Origin of the sequence: Duganella sp. Root336D2 (assembly GCF_001425005.1) — a bacterium.
GTDB lineage: Bacteria > Pseudomonadota > Gammaproteobacteria > Burkholderiales > Burkholderiaceae_D > Rugamonas.
On record NZ_LMDB01000001.1, the window covers coordinates 406,032 to 423,084 of the forward strand.

18 protein-coding genes are annotated in these 17,053 nt (G+C 60.6%); 9 read left to right on the top strand and 9 right to left on the bottom strand.

The window, feature by feature from the left end:
- The first annotated feature begins 61 nt into the window (after positions 1-61).
- The gene (locus ASD07_RS01545; protein ID WP_055924133.1) at positions 62-913 is read left to right on the top strand and encodes a PA14 domain-containing protein; all 852 of its coding nucleotides are present in this window, start codon (positions 62-64) and stop codon (positions 911-913) included.
- A 190-nt stretch (positions 914-1,103) separates the two neighbouring features.
- Positions 1,104-3,149: an alpha-L-arabinofuranosidase C-terminal domain-containing protein gene (locus ASD07_RS01550; RefSeq protein WP_200953738.1), complete on the top strand. Its 2,046-nt coding sequence runs from the start codon at positions 1,104-1,106 to the stop codon at positions 3,147-3,149.
- Positions 3,150-3,698: 549 nt separating this feature from the next.
- Here the strand turns inward: ASD07_RS01550 and ASD07_RS01555 are convergent.
- From ASD07_RS01555 to ASD07_RS01565, 3 genes are read right to left on the bottom strand one after another with little or no spacing between them, the layout of a single operon-like run.
- Entirely contained in the window at positions 3,699-4,544 is an 846-nt protein-coding gene (locus ASD07_RS01555; protein ID WP_055924136.1) for an SDR family NAD(P)-dependent oxidoreductase, read from the bottom strand.
- Between the two features lie 52 nt (positions 4,545-4,596).
- Entirely contained in the window at positions 4,597-5,451 is an 855-nt protein-coding gene (locus ASD07_RS01560) for an SDR family NAD(P)-dependent oxidoreductase (RefSeq protein WP_229207022.1), read from the bottom strand.
- Positions 5,448-6,353 (bottom strand): alpha/beta hydrolase, encoded by a 906-nt coding sequence (locus ASD07_RS01565; RefSeq protein ID WP_055924139.1) that lies wholly within the window; start codon positions 6,351-6,353, stop codon positions 5,448-5,450. The genes ASD07_RS01560 and ASD07_RS01565 overlap by 4 nt, the downstream gene beginning before the upstream one ends.
- Before the next feature lie 78 nt (positions 6,354-6,431).
- Between ASD07_RS01565 and ASD07_RS01570 the strand changes: the two genes are divergently transcribed.
- Positions 6,432-7,061 carry a TetR/AcrR family transcriptional regulator gene (locus tag ASD07_RS01570; protein ID WP_055924142.1) on the top strand — a complete coding sequence of 210 codons (630 nt, stop codon included), beginning with the start codon at positions 6,432-6,434 and terminating at the stop codon, positions 7,059-7,061.
- A gap of 167 nt (positions 7,062-7,228) precedes the next feature.
- On the opposite strand, the gene guaA is transcribed toward ASD07_RS01570, so the two are convergent.
- Both guaA and guaB read right to left on the bottom strand, forming a co-directional pair.
- On the bottom strand, positions 7,229-8,830 hold the full coding sequence (gene guaA / locus ASD07_RS01575) for a glutamine-hydrolyzing GMP synthase (RefSeq protein ID WP_055924145.1): 1,602 nt from the start codon (positions 8,828-8,830) through the stop codon (positions 7,229-7,231).
- A gap of 54 nt (positions 8,831-8,884) precedes the next feature.
- Complete coding sequence (gene guaB, locus ASD07_RS01580) at positions 8,885-10,345, bottom strand: IMP dehydrogenase (protein ID WP_055924148.1); 1,461 nt, start codon at positions 10,343-10,345, stop codon at positions 8,885-8,887.
- 217 nt (positions 10,346-10,562) lie between these two features.
- Between guaB and ASD07_RS01585 the strand changes: the two genes are divergently transcribed.
- From ASD07_RS01585 to ASD07_RS01600, 4 genes are all read left to right on the top strand, one after another.
- The gene (locus ASD07_RS01585) at positions 10,563-11,072 is read left to right on the top strand and encodes a gluconokinase (RefSeq protein ID WP_229207023.1); all 510 of its coding nucleotides are present in this window, start codon (positions 10,563-10,565) and stop codon (positions 11,070-11,072) included.
- A 28-nt stretch (positions 11,073-11,100) separates the two neighbouring features.
- Complete coding sequence (locus tag ASD07_RS01590) at positions 11,101-12,414, top strand: MFS transporter (RefSeq protein ID WP_055924151.1); 1,314 nt, start codon at positions 11,101-11,103, stop codon at positions 12,412-12,414.
- A 33-nt stretch (positions 12,415-12,447) separates the two neighbouring features.
- The gene (locus ASD07_RS01595; RefSeq protein WP_055924154.1) at positions 12,448-13,515 is read left to right on the top strand and encodes a porin; all 1,068 of its coding nucleotides are present in this window, start codon (positions 12,448-12,450) and stop codon (positions 13,513-13,515) included.
- Positions 13,516-13,608: 93 nt separating this feature from the next.
- A complete protein-coding gene (locus tag ASD07_RS01600; RefSeq protein WP_055924159.1) occupies positions 13,609-14,133 on the top strand; it encodes a DUF4124 domain-containing protein in 525 nt (174 codons plus the stop codon).
- A 30-nt stretch (positions 14,134-14,163) separates the two neighbouring features.
- Here ASD07_RS01600 and ASD07_RS01605 read toward each other — a convergent pair whose 3' ends face one another.
- Both ASD07_RS01605 and ASD07_RS01610 read right to left on the bottom strand, forming a co-directional pair.
- Positions 14,164-14,445 carry an RnfH family protein gene (locus ASD07_RS01605; RefSeq protein WP_055924163.1) on the bottom strand — a complete coding sequence of 94 codons (282 nt, stop codon included), beginning with the start codon at positions 14,443-14,445 and terminating at the stop codon, positions 14,164-14,166.
- Entirely contained in the window at positions 14,438-14,869 is a 432-nt protein-coding gene (locus ASD07_RS01610; RefSeq protein WP_055924166.1) for a type II toxin-antitoxin system RatA family toxin, read from the bottom strand. The genes ASD07_RS01605 and ASD07_RS01610 overlap by 8 nt, the downstream gene beginning before the upstream one ends.
- 67 nt (positions 14,870-14,936) lie before the next feature.
- Between ASD07_RS01610 and smpB the strand changes: the two genes are divergently transcribed.
- Both smpB and ASD07_RS01620 read left to right on the top strand, forming a co-directional pair.
- On the top strand, positions 14,937-15,386 hold the full coding sequence (gene smpB, locus ASD07_RS01615) for an SsrA-binding protein SmpB (RefSeq protein ID WP_055924169.1): 450 nt from the start codon (positions 14,937-14,939) through the stop codon (positions 15,384-15,386).
- 66 nt (positions 15,387-15,452) lie between these two features.
- Positions 15,453-15,995: a FlgO family outer membrane protein gene (locus tag ASD07_RS01620; RefSeq protein WP_156397811.1), complete on the top strand. Its 543-nt coding sequence runs from the start codon at positions 15,453-15,455 to the stop codon at positions 15,993-15,995.
- Here the strand turns inward: ASD07_RS01620 and ASD07_RS01625 are convergent.
- Both ASD07_RS01625 and ASD07_RS01630 read right to left on the bottom strand, forming a co-directional pair.
- The gene (locus ASD07_RS01625) at positions 15,976-16,821 is read right to left on the bottom strand and encodes an NAD-dependent protein deacetylase (RefSeq protein ID WP_055924172.1); all 846 of its coding nucleotides are present in this window, start codon (positions 16,819-16,821) and stop codon (positions 15,976-15,978) included. The two genes, ASD07_RS01620 and ASD07_RS01625, sit on opposite strands and share 20 nt — an antisense overlap.
- On the bottom strand, positions 16,799-17,047 hold the full coding sequence (locus ASD07_RS01630) for a DUF1272 domain-containing protein (protein WP_055924174.1): 249 nt from the start codon (positions 17,045-17,047) through the stop codon (positions 16,799-16,801). The genes ASD07_RS01625 and ASD07_RS01630 overlap by 23 nt, the downstream gene beginning before the upstream one ends.
- Positions 17,048-17,053: the final 6 nt, after the last annotated feature.

Genomic DNA, 17,053 nt, shown 5'->3' on the forward strand with positions numbered 1-17,053 from the left:
TTCGACCCCGCCGGAAGCTGAAGGGCAGCCTACCTTTCGGCGCGGGAACCGGCGCCTTGCGATGGTTGTCGTGTTGCTCATCCACCTTGCCTTGCTGGCTGCCGTGATGCTGTCGCGCGCGCACAAACCTGAGCCACCACAGCGCGCCGTTGACGTAGTCATGCTCCAGGAAAAAATTCCGGAAGAAAAGATTGCCGAAACTCCGCCGGATATTGCCCCTCCCACCGTCGCGCCGCCTCCACTCGTGATGCCCACGCTGCCAGTGCTCGACATCGTACCCGACGCTATCCGGTCCCCGGCGCCGGCGCCAGTCCCTGCCCTGGCCGTGGCTCCGCCTCCGCCGGCTCCTGCGCCGGCGAAGGAAGTCGCGACCAGCGCGCCACCCAAGATATTTGAAGAATGCGCAGAAGGGTCAGATCGGCGCATGATTGCCGACGTCTATCGCCTTAGTGTCGGCAACCAATCGGTCTCCGAAATACGCCGGCGCAAGCCGATCAAGCGGGTTTGCATGGCCCAGCTCGACATCACCCCGCGCTCTTTCAAGGAAGGCTTTCCCGGCCTGGGCTCGACGAACGAATGGTTCGGCCTGGATATTCGCTTTACCGTCACTATTCAGGAAACCGCCACATATCAACTGATGCTGTTGGCCGACGATGGCGCCGTGCTCAGTGTTGACGATGAAAACGTGATCGACAACGATGGCATCCACGCGCCAACACCGGTGGCGACGACGTTGAAGTTGGAACAGGGCTTGCACAACTTCCGCGTGCGCTACTTCCAGGGGCCTGGGCCGGACCTCGCATTGATGCTGGCTTGGAAAAAGCCGGGCGCGACCGATTTCGGCTACATCCCGCGCAGCCTGATAGGTCGGCCGCCGGACGGCTCCCTGTCGCCGATCCTGGCGAAGGAATGATGAAAAATGATTCTGCGCATTGATGATTTTGAGAATTGCGACGCACATGAGGAGTGCGCAGAATCGTGGACAAACGGTTGGAGACCATTCGATAGGGCCAGGCGCAATCTTGTCGCGCGCCAGGCCTTCTGTTTTTTCACCGCCTTCGCGGTATAAATGTTGCGAACATCACATAAGGCCCTACCCACCAATGAACCCGAACATCTTATCGCGCAGTGCCGCTATGCCGGTCGCGCGACGCCGCTTCCGCGCCCCTCGCCTGCTGTCGCTGGCGGCACTGATCGCGCCGCTGGCGATGGCGCAGACCGCCATCAAGATCGACCTCGCCAAACCTGGCATTCCCCTCAGTCCGACCTTGTACGGCCTGATGACGGAAGAAATCAATTACTCCTACGATGGCGGCTTGTACGCTGAACTGGTGCGCAACCGCGTCTTCAAGGACGACGACAAGGCGCCGGTGCACTGGTCGGTGGTGCAAGACGCCGGCGGCAGCGCCGCGATCGCGCTCGACCAGCGCTTTCCCGTCGCCGACACAGCTTTGACCACCAGCCTGCGGCTGGACGCCATGCATGCCGCGCAGGGCCACCGGGTCGGCATCGCCAACGCTGGCTACTGGGGCATTCCCGTCAAGCCAAACACCCGTTACCGCGCCAGCTTCTACGCCAGAACCACCAACGCCGGCGGCGTGCCGCTGACGGTCAGCATTGAAGGCGCAGACGGCAAGACCGTATACGCGCAGGCCGAGGGTGGCCGCATCAACAGTGAATGGAAGCGCTATAGCGTCAACCTGAACACCGGCGCCAAGGTCAAGCCGACCGCCAACGCGCGCCTGGTGATTGCCACCGAAAGTCCGGGCACCGTCTGGTTCAACCAGGTGTCGCTTTTCCCGCCGACCTATCGGGACCGGCCGAACGGCAACCGGGTCGACCTGATGCAAAAGCTGGTCGACATGAAACCGGCCTTCCTACGTTTCCCGGGCGGGAACTTTCTCGAAGGCGAGACCGTAGCGACCCGCTTCAAGTGGAAGGAAACGCTCGGCCCGATCGAGCAGCGTCCCGGCCATCGCGGCACTTGGGGCTACCGCTCGTCCGACGGCATGGGCCTGCTCGAATTTCTCGAGTGGTGCGAGGACATGGGGGCAGAGCCGGTGCTGGCGGTATTCGCCGGCTATGCGCTCCACGGCGAAACCATTCCGGGCGGCCCGGACTTACAGCCCTTCGTCCAGGAAGCGCTCGACGAGATCGAATATGTGACCGGCGACCTGAGCACGAAATGGGGCGCGCAACGCGCCAGGGATGGCCATCCGGCGCCGTTCAAGCTGCGCTACGTCGAGATCGGCAACGAGGACGGCTTCGACAAGCAGAAGACCTACGACGGCCGCTACACCCAGTTCCACGACGCCATCAGGGCGAAGTACCCGCAGCTCAAGCTGATCTCCACCGTCAACGGCAAGGATTGGCTGAGCCAGCAACAGAAGCTGACCAGCCGGGTGCCCGACCTGGTCGATGAGCACTACTACTACAGCCCGATGGAGATGATGAACGACGCCGCGCGCTACGACAGCTACGAGCGCAAAGGGCCGAAAGTCTTCATTGGCGAGTGGGCCGCGCGCGAAGGTGAACCGACCACCAACCTGCACTCCGCGCTGGCCGACGCCGCTTTCATGGCCGGCATGGAACGCAATGCCGACGTGGTCGAGATGTCCTGCTACGCGCCGCTGCTGGTGAATGTGAACCCGGGTGGCATGCAGTGGACGAGCAACTTGATCGGCTACGATGTGCAGTCCAGCTACGGCTCGCCGTCGTACCACATGCAGAAGATGTTCAGCAACTACCTGGGCAATGTTTCGCTGCCACTGCATGCCGAGAAAGTGAGCACGCAAAGCTGGCAGCGGCCGCCCAACAAGGAAACGCCGCTGGAGCTGCCGCCTGTCATGCAGGTGCCGACGATGTTCTTCTCGGCGACCAAGTCCGATCAGCGCCGCGAGATTTACCTGAAGGTGGTCAACGCGATCGGCAGTGCGCAAACCGTGCAGGTCGACCTGGCCGGCGCCGGCAAGGTGGCTGCGCAAGGTAAGGCGATCGTGCTCGCCTCAGCGAAAAAGGAAGATACCAACACCATCGCCGAGCCGACCAAGGTGGTGCCGGTGACCAGCGAAGTGAAGGGGCTTGGTAAGCAGTTCAGCTACAACTTCGCACCTTATTCGGTGACCGTGCTGGTCCTGTCGACCAACTAGCCCGCTTCTTCTGCAACTCTGCCATGACCCTCATTGTAGGGCATGGCTGAGCACGCTGTTCCAGTACATGGCCGGTGCACAACCCATTTCGCGCTTGAATACGTGCTACAAACGGAGCCCCTTTCCTCAGCGCGTTCTGATGCCATCAATCCGACTTTTTCGCGATGATGGTATTTCTGCGCCTGTTGAGACCCCTGTTGGCGGATACCATCGGAAGCACCAACATTAGGAGCCGCTTGACGCTGCCAATCCTTGCCAGATTTCGCCACCAGAAAACAAAAAAGCCCCTGAAAAATCAGGGGCTTGGCTCAGGTTTTTAACCGGTTGCTGCCAGTGGCAGCCAGACGGGAAATTATTCCCATTCGATTATCAACGAAAGATCCAACCCCTTGATTTAACGTCGCTTTCCCGATCGGCTTTCGGACGATACCAGCAGTAACACCATCGCCTATTGTTCGTTTAGGACGCCACTATCACTCACGATCCGCTTCAATCATCTTACACCTCGAAGGCATGCGATTAAGGTAGTGGGCCAGCCAGCGCCCAAGTCTACGTAAGCGTCAGTTCTCTCTCGGCCAACGCGATGGCCTCGACGATGTCGGCCGATTTGAAGCCGAGCCTTTCGGCCATCTTGCGGAACAAGCCAGGTGCCTTTGCAATTAAGGTGTTCTGCGCCGGCAATACCACCATATCGCTGCGCCGTTCGATGCCGCGGATCACCCCATCGACGACCTCGTCGCGCGAAATCATCCGCCACAAACCGCCCTTGTTGCCGCCCCAGAGCTTGACGCCGGCGGCATCGGCATGGATCTGCTCCATCAAAGGCGTGCGAAAGAACGTCGGGTGCACGCTGCCGACGCCCACGCCCAAGTGCTTCACTTCCAAGCGGACGCTGTCACACATGGCCCAGACGCCGGCCTTGCTAGCCGTGTAGTGGGCCTGAAGCGGCGAATGCACGAACGCCGCCATCGACGAAATGGCCATCAGGTAGCCGCGCTGCCTGGCGACATGGGGCAGCCCGGCTTTCAGGGTGCGCCATACCCCGCTCAGGTTGATGTCGATGACGCGTTCGAAGGCATCGGGGTTCATTGTGGCCATGGGCGAGACCTCATCGATGCCGGCATTGGCGATCACTACGTCGATGCGCCCGAAGTGCGCTGCGGCGGCGCCCATCGCCGCCTGCAGGTGCTCGTAGGAGCGAACGTCAACACGCCAACCCTTGGCCTGCTGCTCGCCGCCGAAACCTTGCGCCAGCCGGCTGATGGCAGCTTCGTCCAAGTCGAGTAGCGCCAGCCGCGCGCCCCTGGCCGATAGCTCACGCGCAAGGGCGCTACCCAGCCCTCCAGTAGCACCGGTGATGGCCACGACGCGGCCGGTTAAGTCATAGTGAAGCATCTCAATCTCCTTGGTATGGCCGGCGGTCTTCGATATGGCCGCCCGTGTTTTCTCAACGCTGTGATTCAGTCTCGAGTTGCTGGAGCAACGCATGCATTACTTTGTGTCGACTCAGAATGGCATCGGTGAGTACACCGAAGACACCGCGGAAGAGTGAGAACGGAACCCACCGCCAAGGCGCGTAGATGCGGGTCCTGCGATACTGCACACCTTTCGCGATCGCACGTGCTACCTGCTCGGGAGGAATGGCCCGACGCAGCCACCCTGGAAGCCCAACCTCATTCATTTTGGTCACGGTTGCGTTTCCGCCGAAGGCAACCTTCGCAATGGCTGTGGCCGTCCAACCGGGGTAGACGACGCTGGCCGTTGCGCCGCTATATGCGAACTCTGCCCTCAAACAGCGTGTGAGCATTTCCACCCCTGCTTTAGATGCGGCATAAGGTGCATTCGCCATTCCGTTGAGAAAAGCGTATGCGGAAGATGTCACAAGGACTTGCCCCTTGTTGCGAATAATCTCCGGCAGCGCCGCACGAATCGTACGCCAGACGCCAAGCAAGTCCACCTCTACGATTTTCTCGAACTCGGCCTCATCGCAACTGGCAATAGTTGAGGCACCACTACGCCATGAAATGCCGGCGTTGGCAAAAACCACGTCCAGGCGTCCGAAGCGTTGGATCGTTTTCTGGATGACTGCCTTCGTTGCTGCGGCGTCAGTGACGTCGAGCGCCACAGGTAGCACCCGAGATTGGGAGAACTCTTTCGCAAGTTCATCCAAAGCGGTTTGCTGCATATCGGTCAGCACCAAGCTCGCACCGAGAGCATAGAGTTCGCGAGCAGTCGCGGCACCGATGCCGCCCGCCGCGCCGGTGATCAGCACCACTTTGTCATTCAAGTCGTAAGTCATCATGTACTTTCTTGGATAGCGATAGGAACATGGCGGTGCAGAAATTCGATCTGGTCGGCCACCACCTTCTCGAAGCCTTTCCCGACATAGACGCCGAAGTGGCCTTCCCCGTATACCTTGACCTCGCCCCGCGGCGCCTTGCGGACATGGCGGAGCGTGGACCGCGTCGGTGCGACGGTGTCGTGCTCACAGACACAGAACAGGGCGGGACAGGGCAACTGGCTGGCCAGCTTGCCGGGACGGTAGGCCATGATCTGCAGCGCGGCGCGTGCAGCAACACGGTTCTGAAACGGTAAACCGCGCGGTACCAGCTTGAGGTAGCCATCCAGGCAATCATGCGCTGTCATCAGCGCGGCCGAGCACGGCGCGCCGCTGGTATCGACCATGATCGGCTTGGCGCCGGCCCAGGCCAGCAGTTGGTCGGCAATGGCGAGCGGCAGGACTCGAAGGGAGGTGATCGGATTCATTGCCAGCCCCGACGCAAGGCCATCGGTGAACAAGCATTGCGCGATGACTGCGCTGACTCCTTCAACGGTAGCGCCGGCATGGACAGCGTGCCCACCGCCGAAAGAAGTGCCCCAGACCACCACACGACGGCCGTCGACCTGCGCCAGCCCGCGCGCGAACTCGACGGCAGCACGCCAGTCAGCCTGCTGCTTCCCGACATCCAATAATTGGCGCGGCGTTCCGTCGCTGCCGCCGAAATGCCGATAGTCGAAAACCAGGCAGGCATATCCCGCGGCTTGGAAACGTTCGGCAAAGGAGTCCAGCCGCATCTGCCGGACTCCGCCCAGACCGTGGGCCATCACGATGATGGGTGCCGGCCGCGCGCCTTGCGGCAGGTACAACCACGCGGCACACCGCTCGCCCTGCGATGGGAAGTGAATTTCTAAACGAGTTGTCATTTTTAGCTAACCCCAGTATTAGAGCTGTCTCCATTGATTGGAGTTAACTCTATACTTGGAGTATGCTATAGTCAAGCTATGAATGAAGCCAAACCCACTCGCACTCAGCGGCGCACCGAGGAAATGCGTCGCACGATCATCGAAATCGCCTCGCAAATCCTCGCCGAAAGCGGCACCGCAGCGCTCAGCGCAGAGGAAGTCGCGCGCCGTGCCGACATAGCACCGCAGACGGTTTACAACCGGGTTGGTGGCAAAGGCGCCCTACTGGCTGCCGCGGCCGAATCAGCCATGCTCGAAAACCGCCGGCACATGGATGCGGCGTATGCAATGCCGGGGTCGCCGTTGGAACGCATCCGGCTGGTTGGCGCGGCCTATCGTCAGTTTGCGCTAGAACAACCGATCCAGTTCCTGCTCTTGGCCTCGCCACCCGACGACTTCGAAACTGCCAAGCCTCTGATAGCACTAGTCGCCGAACAGAACACAAAGTTGGAACAGTTGTTGCGGGAAGGGATTACCTGCGGTGAGGTGCGGGCCGACATCGACCCTCCCGCAATGGCGACTGCGCTTTGGGGAATGTTCAACGGTGTGCTGACGCTGGGCGTGCGCAACGATGGTTTCAAGCTCAAGGACGCCGCCTGGGAAAAGGTCCTAGCGTCGGCGACCTTCGTAATACTGGACGGCTTGGCCGACAAGCAAGCACAGCACTAGCATGTCATCGGATCCGCTCCATATCTCTCTGGCCGTCGCGGTCCCGCATTTGCTCTTTGCGAAACAGCGCAAGGAAATCACCGGCAGTTCAATGAGGAACCAAAAGATAATGGCTCCAAAAAGGAGCCATTATTTGCTTACCTGAGGCAATGACAGTTAATATTCTGTCACTCCCATTCAATGGTCGCTGGTGGTTTGCCGCTGATGTCGTACACCACGCGGTTCAGGCCACGCACTTCATTGATGATGCGGTTGGAGACCTTGCCCAGCAGCGTGTGCGGCAGGTGCGCCCAGTGTGCGGTCATGAAGTCCTGGGTCTGCACGGCGCGCAGGGCTACGACGTAATCGTAGGTGCGGCCATCGCCCATCACGCCCACCGATTTCACCGGCAGGAACACAGCGAATGCCTGCGAGGTCGCGTCGTACCAGTTCTGCGGTGCGTCCTCGCCTGCCATCACGGCGCCTTCGTACGGGGTGTTGCGCAGTTCTTCGATGAAGATGGCGTCGGCGCGGCGCAGCAGGTCGGCGTATTCCTTCTTCACTTCGCCCAGGATGCGCACGCCCAGGCCTGGGCCTGGGAATGGATGGCGGTACACCATCTCGTGCGGCAGGCCCAGGGCCACGCCCAGCTTGCGCACTTCGTCCTTGAACAGTTCGCGCAGCGGCTCGAGCAGCTGCAGCTTCATGGTCTCCGGCAGGCCGCCCACGTTGTGGTGCGACTTGATGGTCTGGCCTTTCTTGCCCTTGCCCGCCGATTCGATCACGTCAGGGTAAATGGTGCCTTGTGCCAGCCACTTGGCGTTGACCAGCTTGGCCGATTCAACCTGGAACACTTCGACGAATTCGCGGCCGATGATCTTGCGCTTCTGCTCAGGATCGGTGACGCCGGCCAGGTGGCCCATGAACTGATCGGTCGCATCGACCTGGATCACTTTCACACCCAGGTTCTTGGCGAACATGTCCATCACCATCTTGCCTTCGTTCAGGCGCAGCAGGCCGTGGTCGACGAAGACGCAGGTCAGTTGGTCGCCGATGGCGCGGTGGATCAGGGCCGCTGCCACGGAGGAATCGACGCCACCGGACAAGCCGAGGATCACTTCATCGGTGCCGACCTGGGCGCGGATCTTCTCCACTGCTTCGGAGATGTAGTCCGGCATATTCCAGTCTGCCTTGCAGCCGCAGATCTCGTGCACGAAGCGGCCCAGCATGGCCTTGCCCTGCACGGTGTGGGTCACTTCCGGGTGCCATTGCACGGCATAGAACTTGCGGTCTTCGTCGGCCATGCCGGCGATCGGGCAGGAGTCGGTGGATGCCATCAGCTTGAAGCCAGGAGGCATGTCCAGCACCTTGTCGCCGTGGCTCATCCAGACCTTCAGCATGCCGTGGCCTTCGTCGGTAACGAAGTCGTTGATGCCGTTCAGCAGTGCGGTGTGGTTGCGGGCGCGCACTTCAGCGTAGCCGAACTCGCGCACCAGGCCGTTTTCCACTTTGCCGCCCAGTTGCGCAGCCATGGTCTGCATGCCGTAGCAGATGCCCAGAACCGGCACGCCGATTTCAAACACGGCTTGCGGTGCGCGCGGGGAATCGCCTTCCAGCGTGGAATTGTGGGAGCCGGACAGGATGACGCCCGATGCGCCGTAGCTGCGAATGAACTCTTCGCTAACGTCGTATGGGTACACCTCGGAGAACACACCCGCGTCGCGCACGCGGCGTGCGATCAGCTGGGTAACCTGGGAACCGAAATCAAGGATGAGGATTTTTGAGTGCATAGCGGGGGCAAAAAAAAATTGCGGCGACCAGTGGTCGCCGCTTTGCGGAGGTACTTATTCGGAGCGGTAGTTCGGCGCTTCTTTGGTGATCTGGACGTCGTGCACGTGCGATTCACGCATGCCGGCAGACGTGATCTCGACGAATTCTGCTTTCTCTTTCAGTTCGTCGATAGTGGCGCAGCCGCAATAGCCCATGGATTGGCGCACGCCGCCCACCAGCTGGAACAGGATCGCCAGAACGGAGCCCTTGTAGGCCACGCGGCCTTCAATGCCTTCCGGGACGAACTTGTCCTGCTTGGCGCTGGCGTCCTGGAAGTAGCGGTCAGCCGAACCATCGGCCATCGCGCCCAGCGAGCCCATGCCGCGATAAGACTTGTACGAACGGCCCTGGTACAGGATCACTTCGCCCGGTGCTTCTTCAGTACCTGCGAACATGGAGCCCATCATCACGGTGGATGCGCCGGCTGCCAGTGCTTTCGAAATGTCGCCCGAGAAGCGAATGCCGCCGTCGGCGATACATGGAACGCCGGTGCCCGCCAGCGCTTCAGCCACATTGGAGATCGCAGTGATCTGCGGTACACCTACGCCGGCAACGATACGGGTGGTGCAGATGGAGCCTGGGCCGATGCCGACCTTGACTGCGTCCGCGCCGTATTCAACCAGCGCTTTCGCAGCGGCCGCGGTGGCGATATTGCCGCCGATGACGTCAACGTGCGGGTACTTGGTCTTGATGTACTTTACGCGGTCCAGGATGCCCTGGGAGTGGCCGTGGGCGGTATCGACCACCAGCACGTCCACGCCTGCCGCTACCAGCAGGTCGATACGCTCTTCGTCTTTTGCGCCAACGCCGACTGCCGCGCCAACCAGCAGCTTGCCGTGCTGGTCTTTCGATGCGTTCGGGTGCTCGGTGGATTTCTGAATGTCCTTGACGGTGATCAGGCCGCGCAGTTCAAACGCTTCGTTCACCACCAGCACGCGCTCCAGGCGGTGCTTGTTCATCAGGCGCTTGGCTTCTTCGGTGTTGGCGTCTTCGTTGACGGTGACCAGCTTTTCGCGCGGGGTCATCTTGGCGCGCACTTCCGCATCCAGTTCTTTTTCAAAGCGCAGGTCGCGGTTGGTGATGATGCCGACCACTTCCTTGCCCTGCACAACCGGGAAGCCGGAAATACCATATTGCTCGGTCAGCTTGATCACGTCGCGGATCTTCATGTCCGGCGGAATGGTGATAGGATCGCGCAGCACGCCGGCCTCGAAACGCTTTACCTTCGACACTTCACGCGCCTGGTCTTTCGGCGTCAGGTTCTTGTGAATGATGCCGATGCCGCCTTCCTGTGCCATTGCGATTGCCAAACGGCTTTCGGTAACGGTATCCATTGCTGCGGACAGCAGGGGAATATTGAGGGAGATGTTACGGGTCAGGCGAGTCTTGAGGGACGTATCCGCAGGCAGAATGTTGGAATACGCGGGGACGAGGAGCACGTCATCGAAAGTGAGTGCTTTTTGGAGCAGACGCATAGTATTTCCTATAGGCGCAAAAGCAGATTATACAGGAAACATCCGCTTTCGTCTCGGCAATCCTCAAATACCGCCCCAGTCGCCGCGCCGTGAGCGCGATGCTAGCGCTATCATTGATGCGACACTTGCTGCGCCGCACAATCCAAACTTCTTTACAAATTCTTGCGCTAGTCTAAACTTGTCATCGCTGTTAGCGCTATCAGTCATTAGGAGAAATATGGAAAACAATACGAATTTGCGCTGGGTCGTCATGGGCGTCAGCGGGGCCGGCAAGAGCGAGATTGGCGCCCGGCTGGCCACCGCGCTTGGCGTCCCTTTCCTCGAAGGCGACAGCTTTCACCCACCGGAGAACGTAGCCAAGATGTCGGCCGGCATCCCGCTGGATGACGATGACCGCGCCGGATGGCTGGAGAAGCTGCGCAGCAAAATCAGCGCTGCGCGCGAACGCGACGAAGGCTTGGTGCTGTCCTGCTCTTCGCTCAAGCGCCGCTACCGCGACCTGCTGCGCGATGGCGATCCGGACCTGCGCTTCGCCCACCTGCACGGCAAGCGCGAGATCCTGGAACAGCGCATGCGCACCCGCCCTGGCCATTACATGCCGGCCTCGCTCCTGGATAGCCAATTGCGCGACCTGGAGCCACTGCAAGCCGATGAAAACGGCGTGCGCCTTGACCTGACCCAGTCGCCGCAGCAACTGGTCAACATGATCCTGCAAACCCTGCAATAGCAAGCCTAAAATCAAGATTGGAGACCGCATGAAATCAGCCATCACCACCAAGGTCGCTAAACGCCGCTGGGGCATCGGCGCCCTGCTCGGCATCGGCGTCCTGATCAACTACATCGACCGCATCGGCCTCTCGGTCGCCGCGCCCCAGATCCAGGAAGCCTTCAACCTGACTCCGGTCGACATGGGCCTTTTGTTCAGCGCCTTTGCCTGGTCTTACTCGCTGCTGCAAATCCCGGTCGGCATGGTGCTGGACCGCTTCGGCCCGACCCGCGTCGGCCGCTGGGGCGCCTTCCTGTGGGGGCTGGCTTCGGTCATTACAGCATTCTCCAGCGGCTTCGCTGGCATCTTTGCGGCCCGCGTCCTGCTCGGCATCGCCGAAGCGCCGGCCTTCCCGGTCAGCTCCAAAGCCACCGGCTACTGGTTCCCGCGCAATGAACGCGGCACCGCCACCGCCATCTTCGATGCTGCCGCCAAATTCTCCAATGTGATCGGCGTGCCGCTGGTCGCTGTCACCGTGGTGGCCTTTGGCTGGCGTTGGGGCTTTGGCCTGACTGCGGTGCTGAGCTTCAGCTACTTCTTCGCCTTCCTGCTGTGCTATCGCGATCCAAGCGCCGACACTAAATTGAGCAAGGCCGAACTCGAATACATTCAACGCGGCGGTGCCGCACCGGAAGGCCCGGCTGAAGGCGGTGCAGTCAATATGCTGGGCTACCTGCTCACCAGGCGCAAGGTGTGGGGCCTGACCATCGGCTTCGCTGCCTATGGCTATACCTTCTACCTGTTCCTGACCTGGCTGCCGGGTTACCTGGTACAGACCATGCACATGAGTATCATCAAGTCCGCCGGCTTGGCCGCCATTCCATGGGCCGTGGCCACCGTGACCGACCTCTTCGTCGGCGGCTGGCTGATCGACCATCTGATCGCCAAAGGCAAGAACGAATCGACGGTGCGCAAGAGCGTACTGGTGATCGGCATGCTGTTCGGCCTTGCCGTCTTCGGTGCAACGCAAACCACCGATCCCGCATGGGCTATCTTCTGGATCTCGATTGCGCTGGGAGGCCTGGCCTCCGCTGCACCAGTAGGCTGGTCGCTGCCATCGCTGATCGCACCGAAAGGCGGCGCAGGCACGGTCGGCGGCATCATGAACTTCGCCAATAACCTGATGGGTGCTGCAGCACCTATCGTTACCGGCATGATCGTCGGCGCCACCAACTCCTTCGCCAATGCCTTCATGGTCGCGGGAGTGATCCTGCTGGTTGGCATTGTGTCCTTTGTCTTCGTGCTTGGAAAAATCGAACCGCTGCCGGATCCTTCCCCGCGCGGCAGCACCGTCCCTGCCTGAGCGCGCACCGCCCTATTTAACTCCGGAGACAAAATGAACAAACGCATTCATGCGGTGGCGGCGCTCGCCCTAACCGCCTGCAGCAGCGCCGCGCTGGCGCAAAGCACTGTCGCCTTTTACGGCGTGATGGACCTGGGCATTTCGCAGGATCGTGGCGGCGTGGCCGGCACGTCGACCCGTGTGACCAGCGGCATGGCAACCCAAAGCCGCTGGGGCTTCAAAGGCAGCGAGGACCTGGGTGGCGGCACGTCGGCCTTCTTCGTGATCGAAGGCGGTATCCACGGCGACGCGGGCAATTCAACCCAGAACAACACCCTGTTTGGGCGCACCAGCATTGTCGGACTGCGCAGCGCCCGGCTTGGCTCGGTGTCCGCCGGCCTGCAGGATACGCCGCTGTTCACCACCCTGAATACCGTGGTCGACCCGCTGCGCAACGGCATCGCGCGCTCCAATAACCTGATGCCTTCGACCGGCTTCCGCGCCAGCAACTCGGTGCTCTTCCGCACGGTCGACGTGAATGGCTTCAGCGCCGACTTCATGGCGGCAGCGGGAGAAGTAGCGGGCGACAGCAGCGCCAACCGCTCGCTGGGCGGCTCGGTGGGATATGCCAAAGGGCCGTTGAACGTCAGGCTCGCCTACCATCACCGCGACAACGACACTTCTGCACTGAAGAACACTGGCGGCGGGCGCAACATCCTGCTGGGCGCAAACTACGACTTCGACGTCGCCAGGCTGTGGTTCGGACTTGGCGTCGACAAGGGCTTGAACAGTGCGCCGTTGAACAGTTCCGGGACGCCTTTCGGCGGCACGGCACCGGCGCCATCGACTGACAGCCGCGACCTGCTGCTCGGAGTCTCAGTCCCGTTCGGACCGCACACCGTGGTGGCAGACGCTATCCGCAAGGACGATCGCGGCGTGCCGAACCAGGATGCGCAGCAGTACGCATTGGCCTATATGTATGCCTTCTCCAAGCGCACCGATGTCTACACTTCGTACGCCCGCATCCGCAACCACAATGGCGCGGGATATGTCGAGGGCAATAGTGAAGAACCGGGCCTGGGCGACCGCCAGCTCACAGTCGGCCTGCGCCATCGTTTTTAATTCGCATTCAAGCGAACGATTCTTTTGGGAAATAAATTTGACAACAAGGGGATTTCGGGGTGAAATGAGCACTCTCACCAAGGAAATCCCCCTATGAATCAACGTATTATCCGCCTGGCGCTGGCAACGGCGCTGATAGCCTTCACTTCCCTCGCCCAAGCGCAGTGGATGTGGGTGAACGATAAAGGCGTGAAACAGTTCTCCGACCAGCCGCCACCACCCGGCACGCCAGCCAACCGCATCCTGAAAGGCCCACGCGGCGCAGCGGTTGCCGAACTGCGCAAGGATACGGCCGAAGCGCCAGCCAATGGCGAAGAGGCTGCCGAGGGCAACGAGAAGGCCACGCCCGCCAAACCGACGTTGGCAGAACGCAACGCGGATTTCAAGAAGCGCCAGCAGGAAACCGCTGAGAAAACTGCCAAAGCGAACGAAGACGCCAAGCGCGAAGCCGAGAAGAAGAAGTACTGTGCAGAAGCCAAGAGCAACATCGGCACCCTGGAAAGCGGAGCGCGTATTGCCGAAACAGGCCCGAACGGCGAACGCAACTTCATGTCCGACGAAGCCCGCGCGCAAAAGATCAAGGAACAGCGAGAATCCGTCAACAGCATCTGCAAGTAATCGGGAACTCACCTTGCCGGGCGCAGGCCTTTAAGCCTTCTTCGCCCGGCGCCGCCGGGCGTCTTTCGGATCGGCGATCAACGGCCGGTAGATTTCGATCCGGTCACGCGCCCGCACCACGGTATCCAGCGTTTTCTTCTTGCCGTAAATCCCAACCGGCATGGTCACCAGGTTGATCTCAGGCGCTTCCTGCAGGATGCCGCTGATTTCGATGGCCTGGCCGATGGTGGTACCCAGATCGACTTCCAGCGCATACAGCAGCGGCTGCGAAGCCGGCGCATAGCACACTGTAATCTTGATACGTTCAGCCATAGACGGTCTCGGCGCGTTTGCAGAAGGAATCGACCATGCTGTTGGCAATCATGCTGAACACGGAGCCAATCACCTGTTCCAGCAGCTTGCTGGAAAATTCGTAGTGCAGATCGAGTTCGACCTTGCAGGCATCTTCGCGCAAAGCCTTGAAAGTCCAGGTGCCGTCGAGGGTTTTGAACGGGCCATCAACCAGCTTCATGCGGATTTCACTGAACGGAGTATTCGTGTTGGACGTGGTGAAATGCTGCTTAACGCCGTGGAAATTGATCCCAACGCTGGCCACAACATGATTCTCCCCCCGTTCGCGGACATCAACGCCGCCACACCAGGGCAAAAATTTGGGATAATCCTCGACCTTTGCCACTAAATCAAACATTTGCTCGGCGCTGTATCCCAGGAATACCGACTTGTGCACTACTGCCATTGAGTAACCGTTTGCTATGATGTTGTCCAAAGAACCCGTAGTTTAACCGACCCACGCATTTTTACCCATGTCCATTGCCGATAATCGCAAAGCCTTCCACGACTACTTCATTGAAGACAAATATGAAGCCGGCATCGCCCTCGAAGGCTGGGAAGTCAAGGCGATCCGCGATGGGCGCGTTCAGATCAAGGAAGCTTACGTTACCATCCGCGATAACGAACTGTACCTGTTTGGCGCGCACATCAGCGCCCTGCCTACCGCCTCCACCCATATTCACCCGCAAGCCGTGCGTACCCGCAAGCTGCTGCTGCACCGCGCCGAGATCGATAAACTGGTCGGCAAGGTCGAGCGCTCCGGCTACACCCTGGTGCCGTTGAACCTGCATTTCAAGGGCGGCCGCATCAAGTGCGAAATCGGCTTGGCCAAGGGCAAGAAGCAACACGACAAGCGTGCTTCCGAAAAAGACCGCGACGCCAGCCGGGAAGTGGCGCAAGCTATGAAGCAACACAAACGATAATCGGCAAGCCACGAATATTTCCAAGCGGCAATGCGAGTGCTACACTCAGGTATAAGGAGATCGTCAATGCGAGCTGTTGCTGCCCTACTTCTTCCACTCACGCTGGCAGGTTGCGCCTGGTTCTCTGAAAAGCCCCAGGAAAACAACTATGCCGCAACGTCGCAGAACCAGTTTGTCGGCGCCAATTACAACGCCGCCGACGCGCTGCTCGCGCAACTGAACGGCCGCCTGGCGGCAGACAAGCCGCTGATCATGGCGACTGTCGTCAACATCGATGCGTTGGATCAAAGCTCCACGCTGGGCCGGCTGGTTTCCGAGCAGCTGTCGACGCGCCTTGCCCAGGGCGGCCTGCGCATGCTTGAAATGAAGCTGCGCACTTCGCTCTACATGAAACGCCAGCAAGGCGAAATGATGCTGACGCGCGAAGTCGGCGAGATGGCGCACAACCACAACGCCCAGGCCGTAGTGGTCGGCTCGTACGGCGAGACCAGCGACGCAGTCTTCGTCAACATCAAAGTGGTGCAGCCGCAAACCAACCAGGTGATGGCGGCAACCGACTACGTACTGGCCAAGGACACGGTGGTGCGCTCTATGCTGTCGGGACGCTGAGCAAATCCACCAGCCGTGGCAGGACTTCCTGCGCCGGCAATTCCAGTTTCAGGGAAAGCAGGTCGTCGGCGCGGGTTTTACCCGCGTTGACGGCTGCAATCGGTTTGCCCGAAGCCGCCGCCATGCGGCAAAAGCGGTAGCCCGAAAACACCATCAGGGAAGAACCGACCACCAGCAGCGCGTCGGCGGCCTCCATTTCAGCCAGCGCCTGCATGGTGCGCGCGGGCGGCACGTTATCTCCAAAGAAAACCACGTCAGGCATCAGCACGCCCCCGCAGGCCGCACATGCCGGCGCATTGAATCCATCTAGCGCATCCGGCTCGATCGCCGCATCGCCATCCGGCAGCGGCTGGGCCAGCAAGTTCGCCAATTCCGGATTGTCGCGCTCAAGTTGCGGCTGCAGGCTCGCGCGCGAGTAGCGCGCCTGGCATTCAAGGCAGATCACGTGGTGCAGGTTACCGTGCAATTCAATCAGGCGCTTGCTGCCGGCGCGCTGGTGCAGGCCATCCACGTTCTGCGTAATCACGCTGTGTACGTGGCCGCAAGCTTCCAGCTCGGAGATGGCGCGGTGACCGGCATTCGGCTCGGCGTGCGATACCGTGGGCCAGCCCACCATGCTGCGCGCCCAGTAGCGGCGCCTGACCGCCTCGTTCCGGCGGAATTCCGGGCCCTGGATCGGCGTACGGCCGCGCCGAACGCCATCCTTGTCCCGGTAGCCGGGAATGCCCGAAGCAGTACTCAGTCCCGCACCGGTGAGGACCAGCACGCGGCTGTGGCGCGCCAGGAAGCGCGCCAGCTCAACTTCATCCGGCTGCGACGCATCCATTTGGCTTGAAGATACGTTCGGTCGATGCCGGGTATTTCTCCAGCTTCGCAGCAGCACGGGTTGGCCGCGCAGCGAAGTCGCCGCCGCAGTTCGGGCATTTGCCATGCAGCTTATCATTCGCGCAATCGGCGCAGAAGGTGCATTCGAATGAGCAGATCAAGGCGTCTTGCGCACCAGGCGGCAAGTCCTTGTTACAGCATTCGCAGTTGGGGCGCATTTGCAGCATGTCGAG